Origin of the sequence: Nonomuraea sp. NPDC049419 (assembly GCF_040676995.1) — a bacterium.
In the GTDB taxonomy this organism is placed as follows: domain Bacteria; phylum Actinomycetota; class Actinomycetes; order Streptosporangiales; family Streptosporangiaceae; genus Nonomuraea; species Nonomuraea salmonea.
In genome coordinates this window covers 962,152-982,326 of the sequence record NZ_JBFAQB010000001.1, presented here as the reverse complement: position 1 = coordinate 982,326, position 20,175 = coordinate 962,152, and the positions used below count along the sequence as shown (strand labels likewise).

Annotated in this window: 15 protein-coding genes; 5 read left to right on the top strand and 10 right to left on the bottom strand. The window is 71.2% G+C overall.

The genetic code is table 11. The features are described 5' to 3' along the window. Window positions 1-13 precede the first annotated feature (13 nt). Window positions 14-1,072: a threonine synthase gene (gene thrC / locus AB0K12_RS04520; RefSeq protein ID WP_345397524.1), complete on the bottom strand. Its 1,059-nt coding sequence runs from the start codon at window positions 1,070-1,072 to the stop codon at window positions 14-16. A 210-nt stretch (window positions 1,073-1,282) separates the two neighbouring features. Here thrC and AB0K12_RS04515 point away from each other — a divergent pair, with 210 nt between their 5' ends. After that, window positions 1,283-2,722, top strand: coding sequence for a glycosyltransferase (locus AB0K12_RS04515; protein ID WP_364555513.1), 1,440 nt, complete (start codon window positions 1,283-1,285; stop codon window positions 2,720-2,722). Window positions 2,723-2,787: 65 nt separating this feature from the next. On the opposite strand, the gene AB0K12_RS04510 is transcribed toward AB0K12_RS04515, so the two are convergent. From AB0K12_RS04510 to AB0K12_RS04490, 5 genes are all read right to left on the bottom strand, one after another. Then, on the bottom strand, window positions 2,788-4,449 hold the full coding sequence (locus AB0K12_RS04510; RefSeq protein ID WP_364555511.1) for a glycosyltransferase: 1,662 nt from the start codon (window positions 4,447-4,449) through the stop codon (window positions 2,788-2,790). Beyond that, the gene (locus AB0K12_RS04505) at window positions 4,446-5,519 is read right to left on the bottom strand and encodes a family 2 glycosyl transferase (protein ID WP_364555510.1); all 1,074 of its coding nucleotides are present in this window, start codon (window positions 5,517-5,519) and stop codon (window positions 4,446-4,448) included. The genes AB0K12_RS04510 and AB0K12_RS04505 overlap by 4 nt, the downstream gene beginning before the upstream one ends. A gap of 86 nt (window positions 5,520-5,605) precedes the next feature. Continuing rightward, window positions 5,606-6,901: a homoserine dehydrogenase gene (locus AB0K12_RS04500; protein ID WP_364378859.1), complete on the bottom strand. Its 1,296-nt coding sequence runs from the start codon at window positions 6,899-6,901 to the stop codon at window positions 5,606-5,608. Then, window positions 6,898-8,280, bottom strand: a complete 1,383-nt coding sequence (gene lysA / locus AB0K12_RS04495; protein ID WP_364555507.1) for a diaminopimelate decarboxylase — start codon at window positions 8,278-8,280, stop codon at window positions 6,898-6,900. Before lysA ends, AB0K12_RS04500 begins: the two co-directional genes overlap by 4 nt. A 120-nt stretch (window positions 8,281-8,400) precedes the next feature. Next, window positions 8,401-9,012 carry an anticodon-binding protein gene (locus tag AB0K12_RS04490; protein WP_364555505.1) on the bottom strand — a complete coding sequence of 204 codons (612 nt, stop codon included), beginning with the start codon at window positions 9,010-9,012 and terminating at the stop codon, window positions 8,401-8,403. A gap of 78 nt (window positions 9,013-9,090) precedes the next feature. Here AB0K12_RS04490 and AB0K12_RS04485 point away from each other — a divergent pair, with 78 nt between their 5' ends. After that, on the top strand, window positions 9,091-9,774 hold the full coding sequence (locus AB0K12_RS04485; RefSeq protein ID WP_364555503.1) for a hypothetical protein: 684 nt from the start codon (window positions 9,091-9,093) through the stop codon (window positions 9,772-9,774). Here AB0K12_RS04485 and AB0K12_RS04480 read toward each other — a convergent pair. Next, window positions 9,767-11,614 carry a hypothetical protein gene (locus AB0K12_RS04480; RefSeq protein WP_364555502.1) on the bottom strand — a complete coding sequence of 616 codons (1,848 nt, stop codon included), beginning with the start codon at window positions 11,612-11,614 and terminating at the stop codon, window positions 9,767-9,769. The two genes, AB0K12_RS04485 and AB0K12_RS04480, sit on opposite strands and share 8 nt — an antisense overlap. 71 nt (window positions 11,615-11,685) lie before the next feature. On the opposite strand from AB0K12_RS04480, the gene AB0K12_RS04475 reads away from it, so the two are divergent. Both AB0K12_RS04475 and treS read left to right on the top strand, forming a co-directional pair. Beyond that, entirely contained in the window at window positions 11,686-13,323 is a 1,638-nt protein-coding gene (locus AB0K12_RS04475) for an asparagine synthetase B family protein (protein WP_364555500.1), read from the top strand. A gap of 264 nt (window positions 13,324-13,587) precedes the next feature. After that, window positions 13,588-15,312 carry a maltose alpha-D-glucosyltransferase gene (gene treS, locus AB0K12_RS04470; protein ID WP_364555753.1) on the top strand — a complete coding sequence of 575 codons (1,725 nt, stop codon included), beginning with the start codon at window positions 13,588-13,590 and terminating at the stop codon, window positions 15,310-15,312. Here the strand turns inward: treS and AB0K12_RS04465 are convergent. Genes AB0K12_RS04465 through AB0K12_RS04455 form a run of 3 tightly spaced genes read right to left on the bottom strand, consistent with a single transcriptional unit; the run spans window position 15,299 to window position 18,794 of the window. Next, on the bottom strand, window positions 15,299-17,566 hold the full coding sequence (locus tag AB0K12_RS04465) for an FtsX-like permease family protein (protein WP_364555498.1): 2,268 nt from the start codon (window positions 17,564-17,566) through the stop codon (window positions 15,299-15,301). The two genes, treS and AB0K12_RS04465, sit on opposite strands and share 14 nt — an antisense overlap. After that, a complete protein-coding gene (locus AB0K12_RS04460) occupies window positions 17,563-18,291 on the bottom strand; it encodes an ABC transporter ATP-binding protein (protein WP_355411976.1) in 729 nt (242 codons plus the stop codon). The genes AB0K12_RS04465 and AB0K12_RS04460 overlap by 4 nt, the downstream gene beginning before the upstream one ends. Next, the gene (locus AB0K12_RS04455; protein WP_364555496.1) at window positions 18,288-18,794 is read right to left on the bottom strand and encodes a PadR family transcriptional regulator; all 507 of its coding nucleotides are present in this window, start codon (window positions 18,792-18,794) and stop codon (window positions 18,288-18,290) included. Before AB0K12_RS04455 ends, AB0K12_RS04460 begins: the two co-directional genes overlap by 4 nt. 130 nt (window positions 18,795-18,924) lie before the next feature. Here AB0K12_RS04455 and AB0K12_RS04450 point away from each other — a divergent pair, with 130 nt between their 5' ends. Continuing rightward, on the top strand, window positions 18,925-20,172 hold the full coding sequence (locus tag AB0K12_RS04450) for an ABC transporter substrate-binding protein (protein ID WP_364555494.1): 1,248 nt from the start codon (window positions 18,925-18,927) through the stop codon (window positions 20,170-20,172). The last annotated feature ends 3 nt before the right edge of the window (window positions 20,173-20,175 follow it).

The window sequence follows — 20,175 nt, the reverse complement described above, 5'->3', positions numbered from 1 at the left end:
TCGTCACTCCCCGTCAGGCGAGGTTGAGCGCCGCCGCGGCGGCGTGGACGTCGATGGGGATGACCACCGGCGCGGGCGCCCCCGAGATCGCCCAGTCAGGGTCTTTCAGCCCGTTGCCCGTCACCGTGCACACGATGCGCTGCCCCGGATCAACCATGCCCTGCGCGTGGGCCTGCAGCAACCCCGCTACGCTGGCGGCGGAAGCGAGCTCGACGAACACGCCCTCCTCCTGCGCCAGCAGCTTGTACGCCGCCGCGATCTGCCGGTCGGTCACCGCCTGGATCACGCCGCCCGACTCGTCGCGGGCCGCGGTGGCCAGCGACCACGACGCCGGGTTGCCGATGCGGATGGCCGTGGCGATCGTGTGCGGGTGGGTGACGGGCGCGCCCTGCACGATGGGCGCCGCGCCGCTGGCCTGGAAGCCGAACATGCGCGGCCGCTTCGTCGCCACCCCGTCGTCGGCGTATTCGCCGTAGCCCATCCAGTAGGCCGAGATGTTGCCGGCGTTGCCGACGGGGATGCAGTGGATGTCGGGGGCGTCGCCGAGCGCGTCGACGATCTCGAACGCGGCGGTCTTCTGGCCCTGCAACCTGTACGGGTTGACGGAGTTGACCAGCGCGATCGGATAGTTGGACGACAGCTTGCGCGTCATCTCCAGGCAGTCGTCGAACGACCCCTCGACCTGCAGCAGCGTGGCACCGTGCACGAGCGCCTGGGCCAGCTTGCCCATCGCGATCTTCCCCCGTGGCACCAGCACGGCGCAGGTCAGCCCGGCGCGTACGGCGTAGGCGGCGGCCGAGGCGGAGGTGTTGCCCGTGGAGGCGCAGATGACCGCCTTGGCGCCCTCTTCGACGGCCTTGCTGATGGCCATCGTCATGCCGCGGTCCTTGAAGCTGCCGGTCGGGTTGGCGCCCTCGACCTTCAGGTAGACCTCGCACCCGGTGAGCGCCGAGACGCGGTGCGCGGGCACCAGCGGCGTGCCGCCTTCGAGCAGCGTGATGACGGGCGTCTTCGCGGTGACCGGAAGACGCTCGCGGTACTCCTCGATGAGGCCACGCCACGACCTGCTCATGATGACTCCCTACCTGCGCTGTTGGGCACAGAGTGTACGGGGTGCCGGGGACCGTCGCGGAGCGGCGTCCACGGGTCGGACACCCGCCGAACTCCTGCATTGGACAGGAGCACTATTCAGGAAATTCTCAGCATCTCCCGATAAGGTCTCGGCCAGGGGGTCACGACCATGAACGCGCGTCCTGCTCTGAGGCAGAACGACTATTCACCGGTGACGGCACCGCTGCTCGGCGCCTGGTCACCCGCCCTTTCCGTCAGCGTGGTGATACCCGCGCGCGGCGGGCAGGACAAGCTCGACCTGACGCTCGCGGCGCTGGCCGCGCAGACGTACCCGGAGCACCTCATGGAGGTGCTGGTCGTCGACGACGGCAGCGACCCGCCGATCCGCCTGCCCGAGATCCGGCCGTTCAACACCCGTCTCGTACGCGTGCGCGACGGCTGGGGCATCTCCAACGCGGTCAACACCGGGGCGAAGGCCGCCGACGGCGAGATCATCCAGCGGCTCGACTCCGACATGGTGGCCTGCAGGGAGCACATCGAGGCGCTGGCGCGCTGGCACCACGAGACCGACTACCTGGTCACGATCGGCATGAAGAAGTTCGTCGACGCGCCGCCCGTCACCCCCGAGCAGGTCTTCCTGGCGGGACACCTGGGAGAGCTGTTCGACCTGGAGACGGCGGTGGCCAGCTCGACGGAGGCGACGATCGCCAAGACCGACGGGCTGCGCAAGAGCCGCAATCCGTACCACGTGTGCACGGGGCCGACCTTCGCCCTTCCCAGGGAGGTCTTCCACGCCGTGGGCGGGCTCGACCCCACGGTCGCGCGTGGCGAGGACACCGAGTTCTCCTATCGGCTGGCCATGCACGGCGTGGTCTTCGTGCCCGACATGGACGCCCAGGCGGTCCATTTGGGGCTGCCCTCGCAGCATCGCGACAGGGAGCGGGCCGTGCGTGCCGTGGAGCCTTTCCTGGCCCATCGCATCCCGCTCCGCCGTGACCTGCGCAAGGACCGGGGGCGGCGGTGGCTGGTGCCGTACGTGGAAGTCGTGCTCGACGTCTCCGGCGCCTCCGAGACCTCGGTGCGGCAGGCGGTGGCGGCGGCGCTGGACGGCAAGGTGCAGGACGTCGTGGTGACGCTGGTCGGGCCGTGGTCGCGGCTGGCCGACGGGCGCCGCCACTCGCTGTCCGACCCGGACTTCGAGCTGCGGCTGCTGCGTGATCTGTTCGCGCACGACGAACGCATCCGCCTCATCGACGAGCCCGCGCCCACGCCGGCCCCGATCCCGTTCCGCTACCGGGGGCCGGTGGACGTGCCGCTGCACCGGGCGACGCTGGAGCGGATGATCGAGTCGGTGCAGAAGGACCTGACGGGCGTGCTGGTGGTGAACCTCCCGGACGGCCGCACGGCCCGCCTCGAACGCACCTCCGCCCTGGGCCGGGCGATGCTGCTCACCGGCGCGGGCGATGACGTGGACGAGGTCATCGCGGCCACGCACGGCGTACGTCACGAGCCGCCCGACCGCTTCTGGCCCAAGCCCGCGCAGCCGGACCCGGTCACGATCCCGGCCCCGAAAGCGGCCGTGCAGGTGCCATCGGACCCGCCAGAGAAAACCCTCCTACGCCGCCTCAAATCCGCCCTCCGCCCCAACTGAGCCCGTCCCTGCCTCTCGGCGGAAGGGCGATGGGTGGATGCCCGGTCGCGGAGGCCGGCGGCGGGTCAGCGCCTGCGACGGAGCGCGCGTTTCAGCGTGCTGGAGACGACCGAGCGCAGGTCCGGCTGGACGCGGTTCGCGGCGGCGATGCGGCGGCGCAGCGAGCCGACCTCGCGCCGCAGCTCAACCGCCGACTTGCGCCAGGTGCCTGCTTCCTCGCGCCACTTGGTCACCTGGGCGCGCAGGCGTTCGGCCTCCTTGGCCAGCCGGGCCGCCTCCGCCTGCGCGGCCAGTTTCTCCTTGTACGCGCTGCGCCGCCCCTGCGGCGGCTCGGCCTCGGTGGTGAAGCCGTAGGTGGCGCCGTCGGCCCACAGCACGCCGGCGACCTCGTCCACCACGTCGTCCAGGTTCTCGCCCGCGGCGGCCACGATGCGAGCCCTGGCGAAGGCGGAGGCGCGTTCGAGCCGGGCCGCCACGACGCCGCCCGAGCTCTCGTCCAGGAGCACGTTCACCAGGCCGAGGCCCTCGTCGCGGGCCAGGTCGAGCAGACGGGCGAGCGTGTCGTGGCCGGGGATCCAGCCGGCGGGCAGGTGCAGCGTGTACGGCACCGCCGGGTCGACCGAGGCGGAGGCGGCGGCAGAGACCCAGCCAGAAGCCGAGGCGGAGCCCGAGGTCACCAGGTGTACCCGGCCCTCGTGCCGGTAGTGCCCCTCGATCAGCACCAGGTCGAGCGACGGGTCCTTCAGGGGCGCACGGCGATCGTGGTCGAGGGTGTCCCAGGGGCCGACGAGCAGCACGGACACGTCGGGCACGGTGCCGGCCAGCAGCGCGTCGACGGTGGCCCGCACCTCGTCGTAGCCGGTCGTCGCGGCGACGACGGCGGTGACGTACGGGACCTTCCACTGCCGCCCGGGATGCCCGCGCAGCCACCGGTAGGCCGGGATGCGGTCGGCGACGAACGCGTGGCTGACCCGGTCGATGGGTGCCTTGTCGCGCATGCGCATGGTCGGCCCGAGGTGGTAGCCGCGCGCGGCGGGCTCGGGGACGAAGACCGCGCCCGCCTGCCACAGCCGGTAGCCGAGCTCGGTGTCCTGCCCGAGCACCAGGTCGTCGTCCATGGGCCCGGCGGCCTTGATCAGGGCGGCGTTGACGGAGGTGGCGCCGCCCACGTGCAGGCTGAAGGGCCGCTGCGGGTTGTCGGTGAGCCCGTCGGTGCGCTCGACCAGGTCGACGAGCCAGGCGTGCGGCTCGGCGGGCTCGAAGGCGGCCTCCAGGTCGGACGGCAGCTCGGCGGGCACGGGCGCCTCGGTGAAGCGCAGGTAGCCGGTGACGACGAGGTAGGGGGCGGCGTGGTGCCAGCGCATGTGCGCCTCGACCGCGCCGGGGGTGAGCAGCACGTCGGAGTCGAGCCAGTGGATCACCTCGCCGGTGGCGGCCCCCAGCCCGGCGTTGCGGGCGGCGGCGCGCCCTGGACGCTCGCAGCGCACCAGCCGGGTCAGCTCGGGCCGTTCGGCGGGCAGGCGCAGCGGCGGCTCGCTGCCGTTGTCGACGACGATGACCTCGATGAGCTCGGCCGGGTACGTCTGCCTGGCCAGCGCGGCGAGCACCAGGTCGAGCTTGTCCTGGCCGCCGTACGCGGGCACGACGACGCTGACCGTCAGCCGGGGTTCGAGCGGCTCGTCGCGGGCGAGGACGCGGTAGTCGTTGCCGCGTACGCGGGCGGTCACGCGGCTTCCATCAGCAGGCTCGGGCGGAAGCCCCGCCACTGGTTGGCGGCCACCTTGAGGAAGTGGGCGAGCGGGAGCTGCCAGGTGTGCTCGCCGCTGAGCCCGCGGCGCAGGACGTAGCCGAGGCCGTGGGTGCGGTAGATGCGGGCCTCCGCGCTCTCGGCCGCTTTGAGGAACTCGAGATCGACGGCCCGTGGCAGCGCGGGATATCCGCCTATGTCGTGGAATTTCGACCGGGACACCATGATCGTGCCGCCCGCCACGTGATCGGCGTAGACCTCGCTCGGATAGCTCGCCCCGCTGGCGAACGTCGTGCGCCTGATCGTCGCCTCCAGCGGCTCCAGGTAGAAGAACTCGGCCGTGGTGCCCACCACGTCGGCCCCCGCGTACGTCAGCGCCATGAACAGGTCGGCCAGATGGCGGGGGCCGTACCAGTCGTCGTCGTCCCACTTCGCCAGATAGTCGCACTCCGCCAGGGCAGCGGCCCGGTTCAGCACCTCGCCGAACGGCACCGAGGCGTCGGCCTCCACGTGGCGCACGGGCAGCGCGCAGGAGCCGACTGCCTCGCGTACCTCGTCGAAGGCCACCCCGTGCAGGCCGAGCAGCACCTCGGCGACGACGTCGCGCTGCCGCTCCATCTGCGCCAGCGCGGCGGACACCATGGCGGGCCGTCTGGTGGCCATGACGATGCTGACGTGCGGGATCGACGTGGGGTGGGCCAGGCGGCGCAGGCGTACGCTGTGCTCCTCGCGCCGCAGGTCGGCCAGCGAGCGCGCGGTGCCGTCGGCCGGGTGGGCGAGCCAGTCGCGGTCGGTGAGCAGCGCGGCGAGGCCGGCGGGCACCCACGCGGGCGCGTCGGCGGCGGTCAGCGGCACGCCGGCCGCGGCCAGCCGCATGAGCCCGTCGAGCGGCACCTCGCGCTCGGGCCACTCGACCTCCAGGCCGCGCAGCGGGCGCAGCTCCGGCACCTCGGGCGGCCCGCCCTCGACCGCCCATTCGCCGGTGTTCCAGTGGAGGCGGGCCAGCCCCTTCTCCGGCGTACGCGCGAAGCCACAGGGGGTCTCGGACATCGCAGGCTGCTCCTCGGGCGCAGGGACGGAATCGGCGGCGCCTACCTTACGCCCGTTTCAGGAGCGATCTGGCGATTACCGCCCCTTCAGCCGACTTCGTCGCCCTCCACGCGCATCACGCTGGCCACCGCGCGGACGATGTCGAGCTCGCGCAGCCCCTCCATGGTGGCCGAGAGCGCGGCGTCGGTGGCGCGGTGGGTGACGATGACGAGCTGGGCGTCGTCGCCCCTGCCCTCCTGCCGGACGGTCTGGATGGACACGTCGTGCTTGGAGAACAGCTCGGCCACGCGGGCCAGCACGCCCGGCTTGTCGGCGACGTCGAGCGCCACGTGGCAGCGCGTGACGGTCTCGCCCATGGGGTGGACGGTCAGCTCGGCGTAGGTGGACTCCTCGGGGCCGCGGGTGCCGGCCAGGCGGTTGCGCCCGACGGCCACCAGGTCGCCGAGCACGGCGGACGCGGTGGGCGCGCCGCCGGCGCCCTTGCCGTAGAACATGAGCTGCCCCGCCGACTCGGCCTCCACGAAGACCGCGTTGTACGCCTCGCGCACCCCGGCCAGCGGGTGGCTGCGCGGGATCATCGCCGGGTGCACCCGCACGCCGAAGGAGCGGCCGTCGTCGGAGCGCGCGCAGATGGCCAGCAGCTTGATGACGTAGCCCATGGCCTTGGCGGAGGCGACGTCGGTGGCGGTGATCTCGGTGATGCCCTCGCGGTGCACCTCTTCGGCCCGCACCCGGCTGTGGAAGGCGAGCCCGGCGAGGATGGCGGCCTTGGCGGCGGCGTCGAAGCCCTCGACGTCGGCGGTCGGGTCGGCCTCGGCGTAGCCCAGCGTCTGGGCCTCCTCGAGCGCGTCGGTGAAGGAGGCGCCGGTGGAGTCCATCTTGTCGAGGATGTAGTTGGTGGTGCCGTTGACGATGCCGAGCACCCGCTTGACGTGGTCGCCGGCCAGCGACTCGCGCAGGGGGCGCAGCAGCGGGATGGCGCCGGCGACGCTGGCCTCGAAGTAGAGGTCGCCGTTGCCGGCCCTGGCCGCCTCGTGGAGGGTGGCGCCGTCTTCGGCCAGCAGCGCCTTGTTGGCGGTGACCACGGACTTGCCCCTCGACAAAGCGGCCGTGATCAGCGAGCGGGCCGGCTCGATGCCGCCGATGACCTCGATGACGATGTCGATGTCGTCGCGGGTGACGAGCGACTCGGCGTCGGTGGTGAGCAGCGCAGGATCGACCTCGACGTCGCGCTTGCGGCCGAGCCTGCGCACGGCGACGCCGGCCAGTTCGAGCGGCGCGCCGACGCGGGCGGCGAGGTCGGGGGCCTGCTCGTGCATGAGCCTGATGACCTGGGAGCCGACCACGCCGCAGCCCAGCAGCGCCACTTTCAGCGGTTTCACAGCTGCCCCCTCAACAGGTCGTCCTCGGTCTCGCCCTGCACGATCACGCGGGAGGCGCCGCCCGAGACGGCGACCACGGCGGGTCTCGGCAGGTAGTTGTAGTTGTTGGCCAGCGAGCGGCAGTAGGCGCCGGTGGCGGCGACGGCGATGAGGTCGCCTGGCGCGAGGTCGCTCGGCAGGTGGAAGTCGCGCACGATGATGTCGCCGCTCTCGCAGTGCTTGCCGACCAGGCGGCTGAGCATGGGCTCCGCCTCGCTCGCGCGGCTGGCCAGCACGGCGGTGTATTCGGCGCCGTAGAGGGCGGTGCGGACGTTGTCGCTCATGCCGCCGTCGATGCTGACGTAGGTGCGCAGGCCCTCGACGTCCTTGATGGTGCCGACCTCGTAGAGGGTGATGCCGCCCGGGCCGACGATGGTGCGGCCAGGCTCGATGGTGAGGCGGGGCACCGGCAGGCCGGCGTCGGTGCACACCTTGGTGACGATCTCGCGCAGCCCGTCGGCCAGCTCCTTGATGTCGGGGGCGTCGTCGCCCTCGACGTAGGCGATGCCGTAGCCGCCGCCGAGGTCGAGCTCGGGCAGCACGACGCCGTGCTCGTCCTTGATCTCGACGAGCAGGCCGGCCAGGCGCCGCGCGGCGACCTCGAACCCGGCCGTGTCGACGATCTGGGAGCCGATGTGGGAGTGCAGCCCGACGAGCTGGAGCTGGGGCAGGGCCAGGATGCGGCGTGCGGCCTCGGCCGCCGCACCCGAGTTGAGCGACAGCCCGAACTTCTGGTCGTCGTGGGCCGTGGCGATGAACTCGTGGGTGTGGGCCTCGACGCCCGTGGTCACCCTGATCATCACCTTGGGCCGCTTGCCGTGCTCCTGGGCGAGGTGGCCGAGGCGGGCGATCTCGTCGAAGGAGTCGACCACGATGTGGCCGACGCCGGCCTCCAGCGCCCTGCGCAGCTCGACGGCGGACTTGTTGTTGCCGTGCATGGTGATGCGCTCGGCGGGGAAGCCGACGCTGAGCGCGACGGCCAGCTCGCCGCCGCTCGCGACGTCGAGGCCGAGGCCCTCGTCGAGCAGCCAGCGCACGATCTCCTTGCACAGGAACGCCTTGCCGGCGTAGTGGACCTCGGAGCCGGCGAAGGCCGTGGCGTAGTCGCGCATGCGCGAGCGCACGTCGTCCTCGTCGATGACGTAGAGCGGGGTGCCGTGCTCGCGGGCCAGGTCGCGTACGTCCACCCCGCCCACGGTCAGCGCCCCGTCGGCCCGGCTCGACGTTCGGGGCCAGATCGCGGGGTTGATCCGGTTGAGGTCGGCGGGCGCCTGCGGCGGGCGCTCGTGGGGCAGCATCTCGGCGTGCCGGTCCCCGGCGGGATGGGCGAATCGACTCACCCGATCGAGGCTATCGGAAGCGCAAGTAAGCCATGACCCTGTGACCACGTATCGAGACGCGATCAAGGTCTGGCAGGGTAATTTTTACTCTTTTTCGCCGTTTCACCGGATATTTTCTGCTCACAGACGCTCTGGGCCGGGAAGCACCGTACGTACCACATCGGCCACCCGCACGCGGGCCGCGTGCGCCGGCGACGGCTCCTCGTCGCCCACCGGAACGGCGGGCGCGCGCTCGTGCGCGTCGTGGTAGGCCAGCGCCAGCCGCACCAGGTACGCCTCCCACCCGGGGTCCCTGCTCGACCGGCGTCCCGGCAGCTCGGCCAGGACCCTGAGCACGTGCCGGTGCGCCGCGTCCTCAGGCAGGCCCGCCGGGCCGCGCGGCACCCCGAGGTCCGCCGCCCACCTCAGCACGGCGCAGGCGCGCGCGTGCGCGTAGCGCACGACGAAGCCGGGGTTGTCCCAGGTGCGGGGGAAGTCGGGCCAGGCCGGCTCGTACGGCACCGGCGCCGCCTCGATGAGCCCGATGGGGTCGTCCACGACGATCCGCAGGAACCCGGCCCCCGCCACCTGGGCGGAGACCACGCCCCCGAGCGCGCGCACCCGCTCGGCCAGCCCATCGGGCGGCACCCGGCGCCGCAGGGCCGCCGCGGAGACGTAGCGGATCTCGTGCTCCCACGTGCCGTCGGGCACGGGCGGCTCCCCTAGCACGGCGACCAGCTCATCGGACGTCACTTCGAAAACTTTATGCGCATGGAACCCCGTCAGGGACGCGGCTCGTTCCTCCCCAAAAGAGCGGACGGGGGTGCGGGCGTGAACGCGGAGATCAGCTTGTCGAAGAACCGGCGGCACGAGATGTGGCGGAACCTGCTCATGATCCTGATCGCCGGGGCGGCGGTGGGCCTGACGGTGGCCTGGCCGACCTGGGGCTCCTTAGGTCTCGCGGTGGTGATGGTGATCGGGGGCCTCGCGGCGGCGGCCGTGGGCGGGGTGCTCTCCGCCGAGGCGACCGGCGGCGGGCGCCGAGCGATGCGGCTGTCCGGCGCAGTGATCATCGTCACCATCGGGTTGCTGCGCCTGGCCCTGGTGCTCTGGCCCGGCCTCGGCGCGGCGGAGGCGACGTGGCTGGGGCTGGCCACGGTCCTCCTGAACGCCCTGATCGGCGTGGCACTCGTCAATGGCGCCGCCACCGTCGACGCCGCCCGGCAGGACGGCGGCATGACGGGCCCGTCCCCAGGCCATCCGCTGAGCCCGAAGCGGCTCCTCCCGGCCGCGGCGAACCTCTCCAAGGACGTCGCCGCCTTCCCGCTGATCGCGTGGAGCCCGTGGCTCGCGCTGGTCGTCCTCGCCCAGGAGTTCCTGCTGTGGGGCTTCAAGGAGGAGTCCACCGATGAGTCCACCGGGGAGTCCACCGGGGAGTCCACCACCGGGACGTGGCTCCGCGCCGCGAGCGGCCTCGCCCTGACGGCCCTGGCGCTGCTGCTGTGGCTCAGATGAGCGCGTGGGGCTCGGCGGAGCCGTACTCGACGAGCTGGGCCGCGCCGAGCAGCCAGCGGTCCTCGTCGCGCACCCGTACGTAGCCGAACCGGTCGGCGGAGAAGACCTTGACGCCGTCGGTGCGGCACTGCCGCATGAGCACCTCGTCCCAGCCCTCGGTGAGGTCGGCGAAGCCCAGCTCGCGCAGCGCGTTGCGGCGGGCGAGCAGGGTGCCGCCGGCGATCTCGGGCAGGTAGGTGTACTCGGCCTCTGGCTGCTTGAGCAGCGTGGCCTGCGGCTTGCGCAGGTGGGCGTAGAAGGCGGCCTTGCCGACGATGTCGGCGGTGCTGAACAGGAACGCCCTGCGCAGGTCGGACAGGTAGTGGGAGCCGTAGACGTCGCGCGGGTCCATGACCGCGACCAGGTCGGCCTCGCACAGGTCGATGCCGGCGTTGAGCATCGCGCCCACGGTCATGGACGGCGCCGGCCGCCGGTGGATGACCTCGACGTCCGGCAGCACGTCGCGGGCCCGCAGCTCGGCCTCGGGCGGCCCGATGACGATGAGCTGGTCGACGCCCGGCTGCCGGGCGACCTGCGCCAGCGCGTGCTCCATCGTGTAGGGGTCGACGATGGGCAGCAGCACGGAGGTGTTGAGCGTGGGCCGCGCGCTGGGCAGGCCGATCGCGTCGAGCATCTCGTCGATGCGCTCGCTCATCGTGCCCATCGCGTACGCCCGCCGCAGCGCCACGTGCGCCCGCCGCGAGTCGGCCTCGGTGCCGATGGGCGTGCCGCAGGCGGCGATCTCGGCGAGACGCCACTGCGGGGTGCCCGGCGGGCAGTCGGCGGCGGCCGGCCAGCGGTAGGAGGTCAGCACGTCGGGGTAGGTCAGGTGCTCGGGCAGGAGCTGGTCGAGGGTGAGCACGCGGTCGATGCGGCCACCGGACAGCGGCAGCGGGTTGTGCACCCGGGGCTGCACCCCGAACTGCAGGCGCGGCCACGCCACGGTCAGGTCGGCGGTGAAGCGGTGCTCGAAGAGGTCGGCGGCCTGCGCGTACGCGGAGACGTCGCCCTTGGTGTGCCAGAAGACCGTGCGGATGCCGCGCTCGGCGCACCACGCGAGCAGCGACTTCAGCCCTTCGCCCGGCTCGCCGATGATCTCCTCGGCCCACGGGCCCTGCGTGACGGACTCCACGACCAGCAGGTGGGGCACCTCCAGCGGGAGCACCCTGGCGAAGTCGCGGGGCGTGAAGCCGGTGGTCTGCCGCCACTCGTAGCGCAGCAGCGCCTCGGCGTGCGGGTCGGCGATGACGGCGGCGGTCAGGTGCGGCCGGGTGTTGGGGCCGGTGGGCACCCGGAAGGGCTTGAGCTTGAACTGGGCGCCGCCGAGCGTCCTGGTGCTGGTGGTGGCCTGGAAGGCGGCGCCAGGGCGCTCGTCCTTGGGCCTGTTCGCGGTGGCGACGGGCTTGCGCTTGGGCGCGGTGGGGCGCTTGACCGGCTTGGCGGCGCCCTTGAGGCCCCTGGCCAGGCGTACCGGGTTGCTCTTGCCGCTCTTGATGGCGTCGCCCAGCCGGTTCCAGCGGGCGACCTTGATCGACGAGAGCTTCCAGTTGGCCACCTCGGCCTGGAAGCGCTGCTCGGCCAGCTCCTTGCGCAGCTTGTCCGCGGCGGCCTGCTCGGCGGCCAGCCGTTCCTCGGTCTCGCTGAGCTGCTCCGCGAGCGCCTTCGCCTCCTCGGCGCGCTGCTCGGCCTCGGCCAGCCTGGCCTGGGCGGCGTCCAGCAGCCTGGCCAGCTCGGCGGCACGCTCGGCCTGCGCGACGGCGTCACGCAGCGCTCTCCGCGTACTCTCTAGCTCAGTCGACAAACCGGACCTCCACTCTCTCAGCCCGGCAAAGGATACTCTTTTGCGGAAGCGTCTCGAAGGGATGAGATCCGGTGCAGTTCAACGTAAGGCCCTACGTCTGCGGCGCTCTCGGCCGGATCGATACCGCACTGCTCGGCAAGCTGACCACCGCGGGACCGAAGGTCTGGCCCGCGCTGCAGTCGGCCGAGGCGGCGCTGTTCAGCTCCACGCCGCTGCCGCCCTACCACCGCTCCGGTGACGCGTACGCGTTCGCCTGGGGCGAGCGCCGGCCGGACGCGGCCGAGGACGAGTGGATCACGGTCGCGGAGACGTACGAGACCCCCGGGCTGATCGGCGACGGCGGGCGGGTGGCGCTGCACACGGGCGCGCTCGGCCTGGTGGACGTCTACTACGTGCAGGTGGACGACGCGGTCTACTTCTCGTCGCTGATCCAGCCGCTGCTCAACCTGGTGCCCGTCGCGATCGACTGGTCGGCGTGGGCCTCGATCCTGCAGGTGACGTTCCCGCTGGGCGAGGCGACGCCGTACACGGAGGTGAAACGGCTGCCGGGGGCGAGCGCGCTGGTGTGGGAGCACGGCAGGCTCACCACCGAGCGGCGGTTGCCGCGCTGGCTGCGCACGGAGCCGTACGAGGCGTGGATCAGCCCCCAGGAGATCGTCGAGCTGCTCGGCCACGTCTACGCCGGCTATGAGGGCCGCCCGCTGCTGGTGCCGGTGAGCGGCGGCTACGACTCCCGGCTGCTGGCCGGCGTGGCCAAGGCCAGGGGCGCGGACGTCGAGTCGTGGACGACCAGCCCCGACGACGGCACCGACACCGACATCGCGTTCGCCAGGGCGATCACCAGGGAGCTGGGCATCCCGCACCGGGTGATCCCGCAGGACGCCGCCTCCTACCCGGCCGACGCCATGGAGGTGGCGCGCCGGCTGGAGTACCTGACGCCGCACCACGCCTGGTACGCCCCCTTCGCCAAGGAGGTCCACGGCGCGGGCCGGATCCTGGTGGACGGTCTGGCGGGCGGGCCGCTGCTGAAGAACTTCATGGTCAGCGGGGCCGCGCTGGAGGCCAGGACGCAGGCCGAGCGCTCGGCGGCGGTGCTGGGCTCGCTGTCGCTGGGGCAGCCGTCGCAGCCGTTCCTGTCGAAGGCGGCCGCGCAGTGGATGGAAGAGACCGTACGCGAGCAGTTCCTCGCGGCCACCTCCATGTTCCACGGCCACCGGGCCGAGCTGCCGCTGTCGGTGCTGCACACCAGGACCGTGCGGGGCATCGCGCGCTCGGCGGTGAACCTGGTGGGCCCCGAGGCGTCGTTCCTGGCGCCGTTCATCCATCCGGAGTTCTTCGACGCGGCGCTGTCGGTCGGGGTGGCCCGCAAGCACCAGGGCCGCTTCTACCGCGAGGTGCTGCACGCGGCCAATCCGCGGGTGGCCGCTCTGCCCTCGACGAACGTGGTCAAGCAGCCGCTCATGAGGGTCCCGCTGCGTTCGACGGCGGCTCCTGCCCGAAATTATGCGCACCGGATGCTGGAGGTCGTGGCGAGCCGGGTGCCGGGGCTGCTGTCGGACGAGCTGCACGAGGTGGTGGCCGGCGGTCCCGACGCTCTGACCAGGTTCAACGGCTGGAACGACCGCTTCTGGGTGCGCGGTCTCGTGCTGTTCGGGCTGTGGCTGAGCGACTTCGAGAACGACCTCTCGGACGTCGCGCCACCTTTTTAGTGAACTCTGGGTAACAGGGCGATTACATACGGATCTCTCGGGTATTAACCGTCGCACAGCAGAAGCGGGTTCCGGAAAGCCAACGGGCTGGTAGTGTTCGGCCCGTAAGCGCCGCACAAACGGGCACCAGATCACAAATCCGGTCTCGTTCGAGGGCAGTGGAGTTCGCAGGGATGACGACTCCACGCGGCGCGGTCACCAGATAGTAACGCCGGGGCAACCGGTGACTTCGTCCTGCCCACATCTCTTCCTGTGAGCGACATCATGATCAACGCATCCCCAACGCCGGAGCCGATCTCCGAGGCCTTCGTCTCGGAAGACCCAGCCTGGTACAAGCGGGCGGTGTTTTACGAGGTTCTCGTCCGGGGGTTCAAGGACTCCAACGGTGACGGCACCGGCGACCTACGTGGTCTCATCGAGAAGCTCGGCTACCTCGAGTGGCTGGGCGTCGACTGCCTGTGGTTGCTGCCGTTGTACGAGTCGCCGCTGCGCGACGGCGGGTATGACATCTCGGACTATATGAAGATCCTTCCCGACTTCGGGGACTTGGGGGACTTCGTCCAGCTGATCGAGGCCGCCCACGAACGCGGCCTGCGGATCATCACCGACCTCGTGATGAACCACACCAGCGATCGGCATCCCTGGTTCCAGGCGTCCCGGCACGACCCCGAGGGGCCGTACGGCGACTTCTACGTGTGGTCAGACCATCCCGGCGGCTACCCCGACGCGCCGATCATCTTCATCGGCGCCGAGGAGTCCAACTGGACGTACGACCCGGTGCGCAAGCAGTACTACTGGCACCGTTTCTTCCACCACCAGCCGGACCTGAACTATGACAACCCGGCGGTGCAGGAGGCCATGCTGGAGGTGCTGCGGTTCTGGCTGGACCTCGGCATCGACGGTTTCCGTCTTGACGCGGTGCCCTACCTGTTCGAGCGGGAGGGCACGGCCTGCGCCGGGCTGCCCGAGACGCACTCCTACCTGAAGAAGATCAGGGCCGAGGTCGACCGCCTCTACCCCGACCGCGTGCTGCTCGCCGAGGCCAACGGCTGGCCCGAGGACGTCGTCGAATACTTCGGCGACCCCACCACGGGCGGCGACGAGTGCCACATGGCCTTCCACTTCCCGCTGATGCCGCGCATCTACATGGCGGTGAAGAAGGAGACCCGCGAGCCGATCTCCGAGATCATGTCCCGCACGCCCAAGCTGCCCGAGCACGCGCAGTGGGGCATCTTCCTGCGGAACCACGACGAGCTGACGCTCGAGACGGTCACCGAGGAAGAACGCGACTACATGCACAAGGAGTACGCCAAGGACCCGCGCATGCGGGCCTACCTCGGCATCAGGCGGCGCCTGGCCCCGCTGCTCGACAACGACCGTGACCGCATCGAGCTGTTCACGGCGCTGCTGCTGTCGCTGCCCGGCTCGCCGATCATCTACTACGGCGACGAGATCGGCATGGGCGACAACATCTGGCTGGAGGACCGCGACTCGGTCCGCACGCCGATGCAGTGGAGCCCCGACCGCAACGCCGGCTTTTCCTCGGCCGACCCCGGCCGCCTCTACCTGCCCGCCGTCATGGACCCGATCTACGGCTACCAGGCGGTCAACGTGGAGGCCCAGCAGCGCCACGAGGGGTCGCTGCTGCACTTCACCCGCAAGATGCTGGAGATCAGGCGCAAGCACCCGGTGTTCGGCGTCGGGGCCTACACCGAAATGTGGTCGTCCAACCCGTCCGTGCTGACGTACGTGCGCGAGGACGGCGACGACGTGATGCTGTGCGTCAACAACCTGTCGAAGTTCCCGCAGCCGGTGGAGCTCGACCTGCGCCGCTTCGAGGGCATGATCCCGGTCGAGGCGCGCGGCGGCGTGCAGTTCCCGCCCATCGGGGAGCTGCCCTACCTGCTGACGCTGCCCGGCCACGGCTTCTACTGGTTCGCCCTGAAGAAGGACGAGCGGAGCGAGCTCAAGGCGATCAGCGAGAGGTGACCGGCACCTGGGCACGGGCCGCGCGGCGCGCTGGGATCAGCGCGACCGCGAGGGCCGTGCCCACGGCTATGAGCACGGTCACCGTCAGGGTCACCGGCGACGGCGCGCGGCCGATGCCCGCGCCGACGCCGCTGGTGTGACCCTGCAGGTCGATCAGGCCGGTGACCACGCTGACCCCCGCCACGGCGCCCACGCCCACGCCGAGCACGACCAGCAGGCCCGTGCCGGTCACCAGCGTGGCCATGACCTGACGCGGGGTCAGCCCCATGGCCTTGAGCACGGCCAGGTCGAAGGCGTGGTCGCGCAGGCCGAGCGCGCTGGCGGTGAGCAGGTTGGCCAGGCCGATGAGGGCCAGCACGGCGATCATCGCCACGATCACCACTCTGATGATCGACAGCCGGTCGGCCGGGTTGACCGCGGCCTGCACGTCGAGGCTCTCGCCCGACTCCGCGAGCAGCCTTCCCCGCACCTCGCCGGGGTCCGCGCCCGGCTTGAGCGCCACCGCGTAATACTCCGGCGGCACGGAGTCCTTCGCCGCCAGGCTGTCGATGCCGACCGAGAGCACCTCGCCGTCCTGCTCCGGCTCGACGGTCCTGCCGACGATCCGGACGATCAGCGGGGTGCCGCCCACCGTGAGCCGCACCCGGTCGCCGATCTTCACCCCCAGCAGGTCGAGCAGGCCCTGCCCGGCCACGGCCTCGCCCTGGCGGGTGTACATGCGGCCCTCGACCACCGGGAACGGGTAGGGGTCCGTCGAGCTGCCGATCGCCCGCACCCGCACCGAGCGGGCCTCGCCCGGGGCCAGCGCGTTGACGTCGGTGCCCGCGTAGACGGCGCTGACGTCGCGGTCTCTGCCGGCCAGCTTCTCGGCGGCGGCCGCTTCCAGTTTTCCGGGACGTACGTAGAGGGCGGCGTGCTGGCCGACCTGTTCCGGATGGGCCAGGAAGTTGTCCAGCGTGGCCCAGACGCCGAGCCCGATAGTGATCATCATCATCGGCACGGCCAGGCCGAACGCCGTCAGGAACGCGGGCACCCTGCGGGTGAAGGCGTCGCGGGTGCCGAGCACGAGGGCGGGCGGCAGGCGTACGAGGAGGGCCAGGCGGGCCAGCCTGGACAGGCGGCCGCTCGGCGGCGCCGCGGGCGCGGCGGGGATCGGCGGCGTGCGCCCGCCCCGCCAGGCCGGCACCCCGACGGCGGCCAGCACCAGCAGGGCCGTGCCCGCCACGATGGCCAGCACCGGGATGGGCGCCACGGACGTCGGGCCGAGCACGGCCGCCATCACGCCCCAGCCCGCCACCGTGCCGATGGCCACGCCCAGCAGGCCGAGCGCGCCGTGCTCGACGAGGAGCAGCAGCGCGAGCTGCCCCCTGGTGAAGCCCATCGACTTGAGCGTGGCGAGGTCGCGCAGCTGCCCCAGCACCCGGCCGCCGGCCGCGTTGGCCAGCGCGAGCGCGGCGGCCACGATGCCGACCACGCCGAACAGCGCGAGCAGCGTGCCCAGCAGCCGGTTGTCCAGCTCCATGGCCGCCCTGACCTCGCGCCAGGTGTAGACGCGCTGCAGGCGGTCCTCCAGCATGACCACGACGCGCTGGGAGACCACCTGGGAGGCTTCGGCGTCGGTCAGGCGCAGCCCGGTCACCCACTCGCTGCGGCCCAGCATGGGCTCGATGCGGTCGAGCATGAGGGGCAGCACGTACGCCAGGCCGGGCGTCCACTCGGGGTAGAAGCCCTGCTCGGCGGAGTCGGCGATGCCGCGTACGTAGAGGGTGTGGCGCTGGCCGCTGAGCGCGATGATCGAGAAGGGCGCGCCGATGCGCAGCCCCAGCGAGTCGGCGAACGAGCGCTCGACCACCACCCCGTCGGGCTGGGACGGGTCGAGCCACCTGCCCTCGGCCACCACGGGGTGCGCCACGGCCGGCGGCGTGGCCGGCATGGCGCGCAGCGCGGCCGGCTCCTTCTTGCCGTTCTGGGCCACGGTGACGGGCGCCGAGCGGTAGGGGCCGGCGGTCTGGGTGACGCCCTCGATGCCGCCTAAGGCGACCTGGGGGCTGTCTTTGGTGTAGAGCCAGACGTGGGCTCCGTCGGTCTGGGCGAACAGGCTGCGCCACGGGTTGGTGCCGTCCTCCAGCAGGGTCGCCGCGGTGATCAGCGCGGCGACGATGCCGGCCACGGCCAGCACGGTCAGCGCGGCCTGGCCCCTCCTGGCGCGGAGGTCGGCCCTGATCCACCGGCTGCCGGCCAGAGACGTGCTCATCGGAGGTCGATCACCTCGCCCGCCGTGCGGGTGCGGCGGCGGGCGATGCGGCCGTCGTCGACGATCTCGCCGTCGAACAGCGACACCAGCCGGTCGGCCAGGCTCGCCACGCGGGCGTCGTGGGTGACCATGACGATGGTCTGTCCCTCCTTGTGCACCTTGCTGAGCAGGTTGAGCACGTCGCGGGTGTTGCGGCTGTCGAGGTTGCCGGTGGGCTCGTCGGCCAGCAGCAGGCTCGGCTGGTTGGCCAGCGCCCTGGCCAGCGCGACCCGCTGCTGCTCGCCGCCGGAGAGCTGGGCGGGGGCCGCCTCGGCCCGGTCGGTGAGGTTGAGCGCCTCCAGCAGGCTCTCGCGGCGCTCGCGGGCCACCTTGGGCGAGGCGCCGCTCAGCAGCGCGGGCAGCTCGACGTTGTCGCCGACGGTCATGTTGGCGACCAGGTTGAAGAACTGGAACACGAAGCCGATCTTCTTGCGCCGCAGCAGCGCCCAGGCGCTCTCCGACAGGGTGTCGACGCGCTTGCCGTCGAGCCAGATCTCCCCGCTCGTACGCGCGTCGAGCCCGCCCAGCATGTGGACGAGCGTGGACTTCCCCGAGCCGGAAGGACCCATGATCGCGACGAACTCGCCCGGCTCCACCTGGAGATCCACCCCGCGCACGGCGGGCACCGGCACCGCGCCATCCTGGTAGATTTTGACCAGATTGACCGTTTTCACAACCGAGCTCATGCCAGATCCTCCTGGCAGCGCTCGAGCCAGTCAAGATCAGCCTGGAGATGCAGCATGGCTCCCTCGATGAGCAGCATCGCCACGCGATCCGTCGGCGGAGTGGCGGCCAGGAGTTCGTTGAGATCGCTCATGAGTGACAAGTAGTGGCGGCGCTGACGGCTGATCAGCACCATGCGGTCGGCGATGCCGGTCAGCGGGGCGAGCACGAGCTTCATGAAGAACTCGTCGCGCACCCGGGGACCCTCGGTCGGCTCGTCGACCCAGTCCTCCAGCACCTCCCGGCCCTTGGCGGTCAGATAGTAGACCTTTTTGTTGGGCCGGTTGGACTGCTCGACGTCGACCACCCGGATGAGGCCGTCCTTCTCCAGCCTGCCGAGCGTGACGTAGATCTGCCCGATGTTGGGCGAAGGATAGGCACTGCCGAAGGTCTGCTCCAGCGCCTGTTTCAGCTCGTAGCCGTGAGCCGGCTCTTTGGCCAGGAGCGCCAGCAGGTGAAGCCGCACCGCCACCTCCCCGCGTCCTGTTACGTATGCGTTACAGAGCAATCCGTTGACCTACAGATTACAGGTGTGCATAACATGAATGCATCTACCTAACACGTATGTAAAACACTCTGAACACGGAGGAAACAGGGTGCTTCGCTCGCTGCCGCTGCTCCTGGCCGTGACTCTCGCGGCCGGTTGTACGGCGACGGGCGACGAGGGCGGAGGCGAGACGGGAACGGGCGGAACAGGCCCGATCACCTTCGCCACCGGACGCGACACCACGGCGTACCTGCAACCCCTGCTGGATCGCTGGAACGAGGCCCACCCGGCCGAGAAGGTGACGCTGCTGGAACTGCCCGAGGCCGCCGACGAGCAACGTGCTCAGATGGCGGCCAACCTCCAGGCCCAGAGCAGCCGGTACGACGTGCTCGGGCTTGACGTCTTCTGGACTGCCGAATTCGCGGAGAACGGCTGGATCATCCCCCTGGAGCGCGGGTTGTTCCCGCTCGACAGGTTCCTGCCGCCCGTCGTGGAGACGGCCGTCTACAAGGACAAGCTCTGGGCCGTCCCGTACACCAGTAACGCGGGGCTGCTCTACTACCGGACCGACCTGGTCAAGAAGCCGCCCAGGACGTGGGCCGAGCTTCGCGCCGAGTCACGCCGAATCACGAAAAAGCACAACATAGGAGGCTATGCCGGGCAGTTCCTGGCCTACGAGGGGCTCACGGTCAACTTCTCAGAAGCCGTGCACTCGGCCGGCGGCGAGATCGTCAGCCGCGACGGCACCGAGGTGACCCTCGACCCGGCCAAGGGCGCGACCGCGATCGAATTCCTGCTCCAGGGACTTCGCGAGGGCTGGATCCCGCACGAGTCGCTGAGCTACAAGGAGGAGGAGTCCCGCCTGGCCTTCCAGGAGGGACGGCTGGCCTTCGCCAGAAACTGGCCGCACGCGTACGGACCCGCCAAGGCCAAGCTGGGCAAGAAGCTGGGCGTGACCCGGCTGCCCGGCCTGAACGGCCCCGGCTCCAGCACGCTGGGCGGCGCGAACCTGGCGATCAGCGCCTACTCCAAGCACCAGCAGACCGCGCAGGAGTTCATCCGCTACTTCACGAGCCTGGAGAACGAGCGCCGGGTCCTCACCGAGGGCTCGTTCCCGCCCGTGTGGACCGAGCTCTACGACGATCCCGAGCTGATCAAGCGCTTCCCCTACCTGCCCGTGCTCAAAGAGAGCATTCTGGCCGCCCACCCTCGGCCGGTGAGCGCCAACTACACCCAGCTGAGCCTGGTGATCGCGAGTTCGGTCGCCAAGGCGCTCAGCAACCCCTCCCCCGGGGCCGCGCAGGACGTGGCGGCCTCCATGAAGTCCGAACTCCAAGAGATCATCAGAACCCAGTGAGGC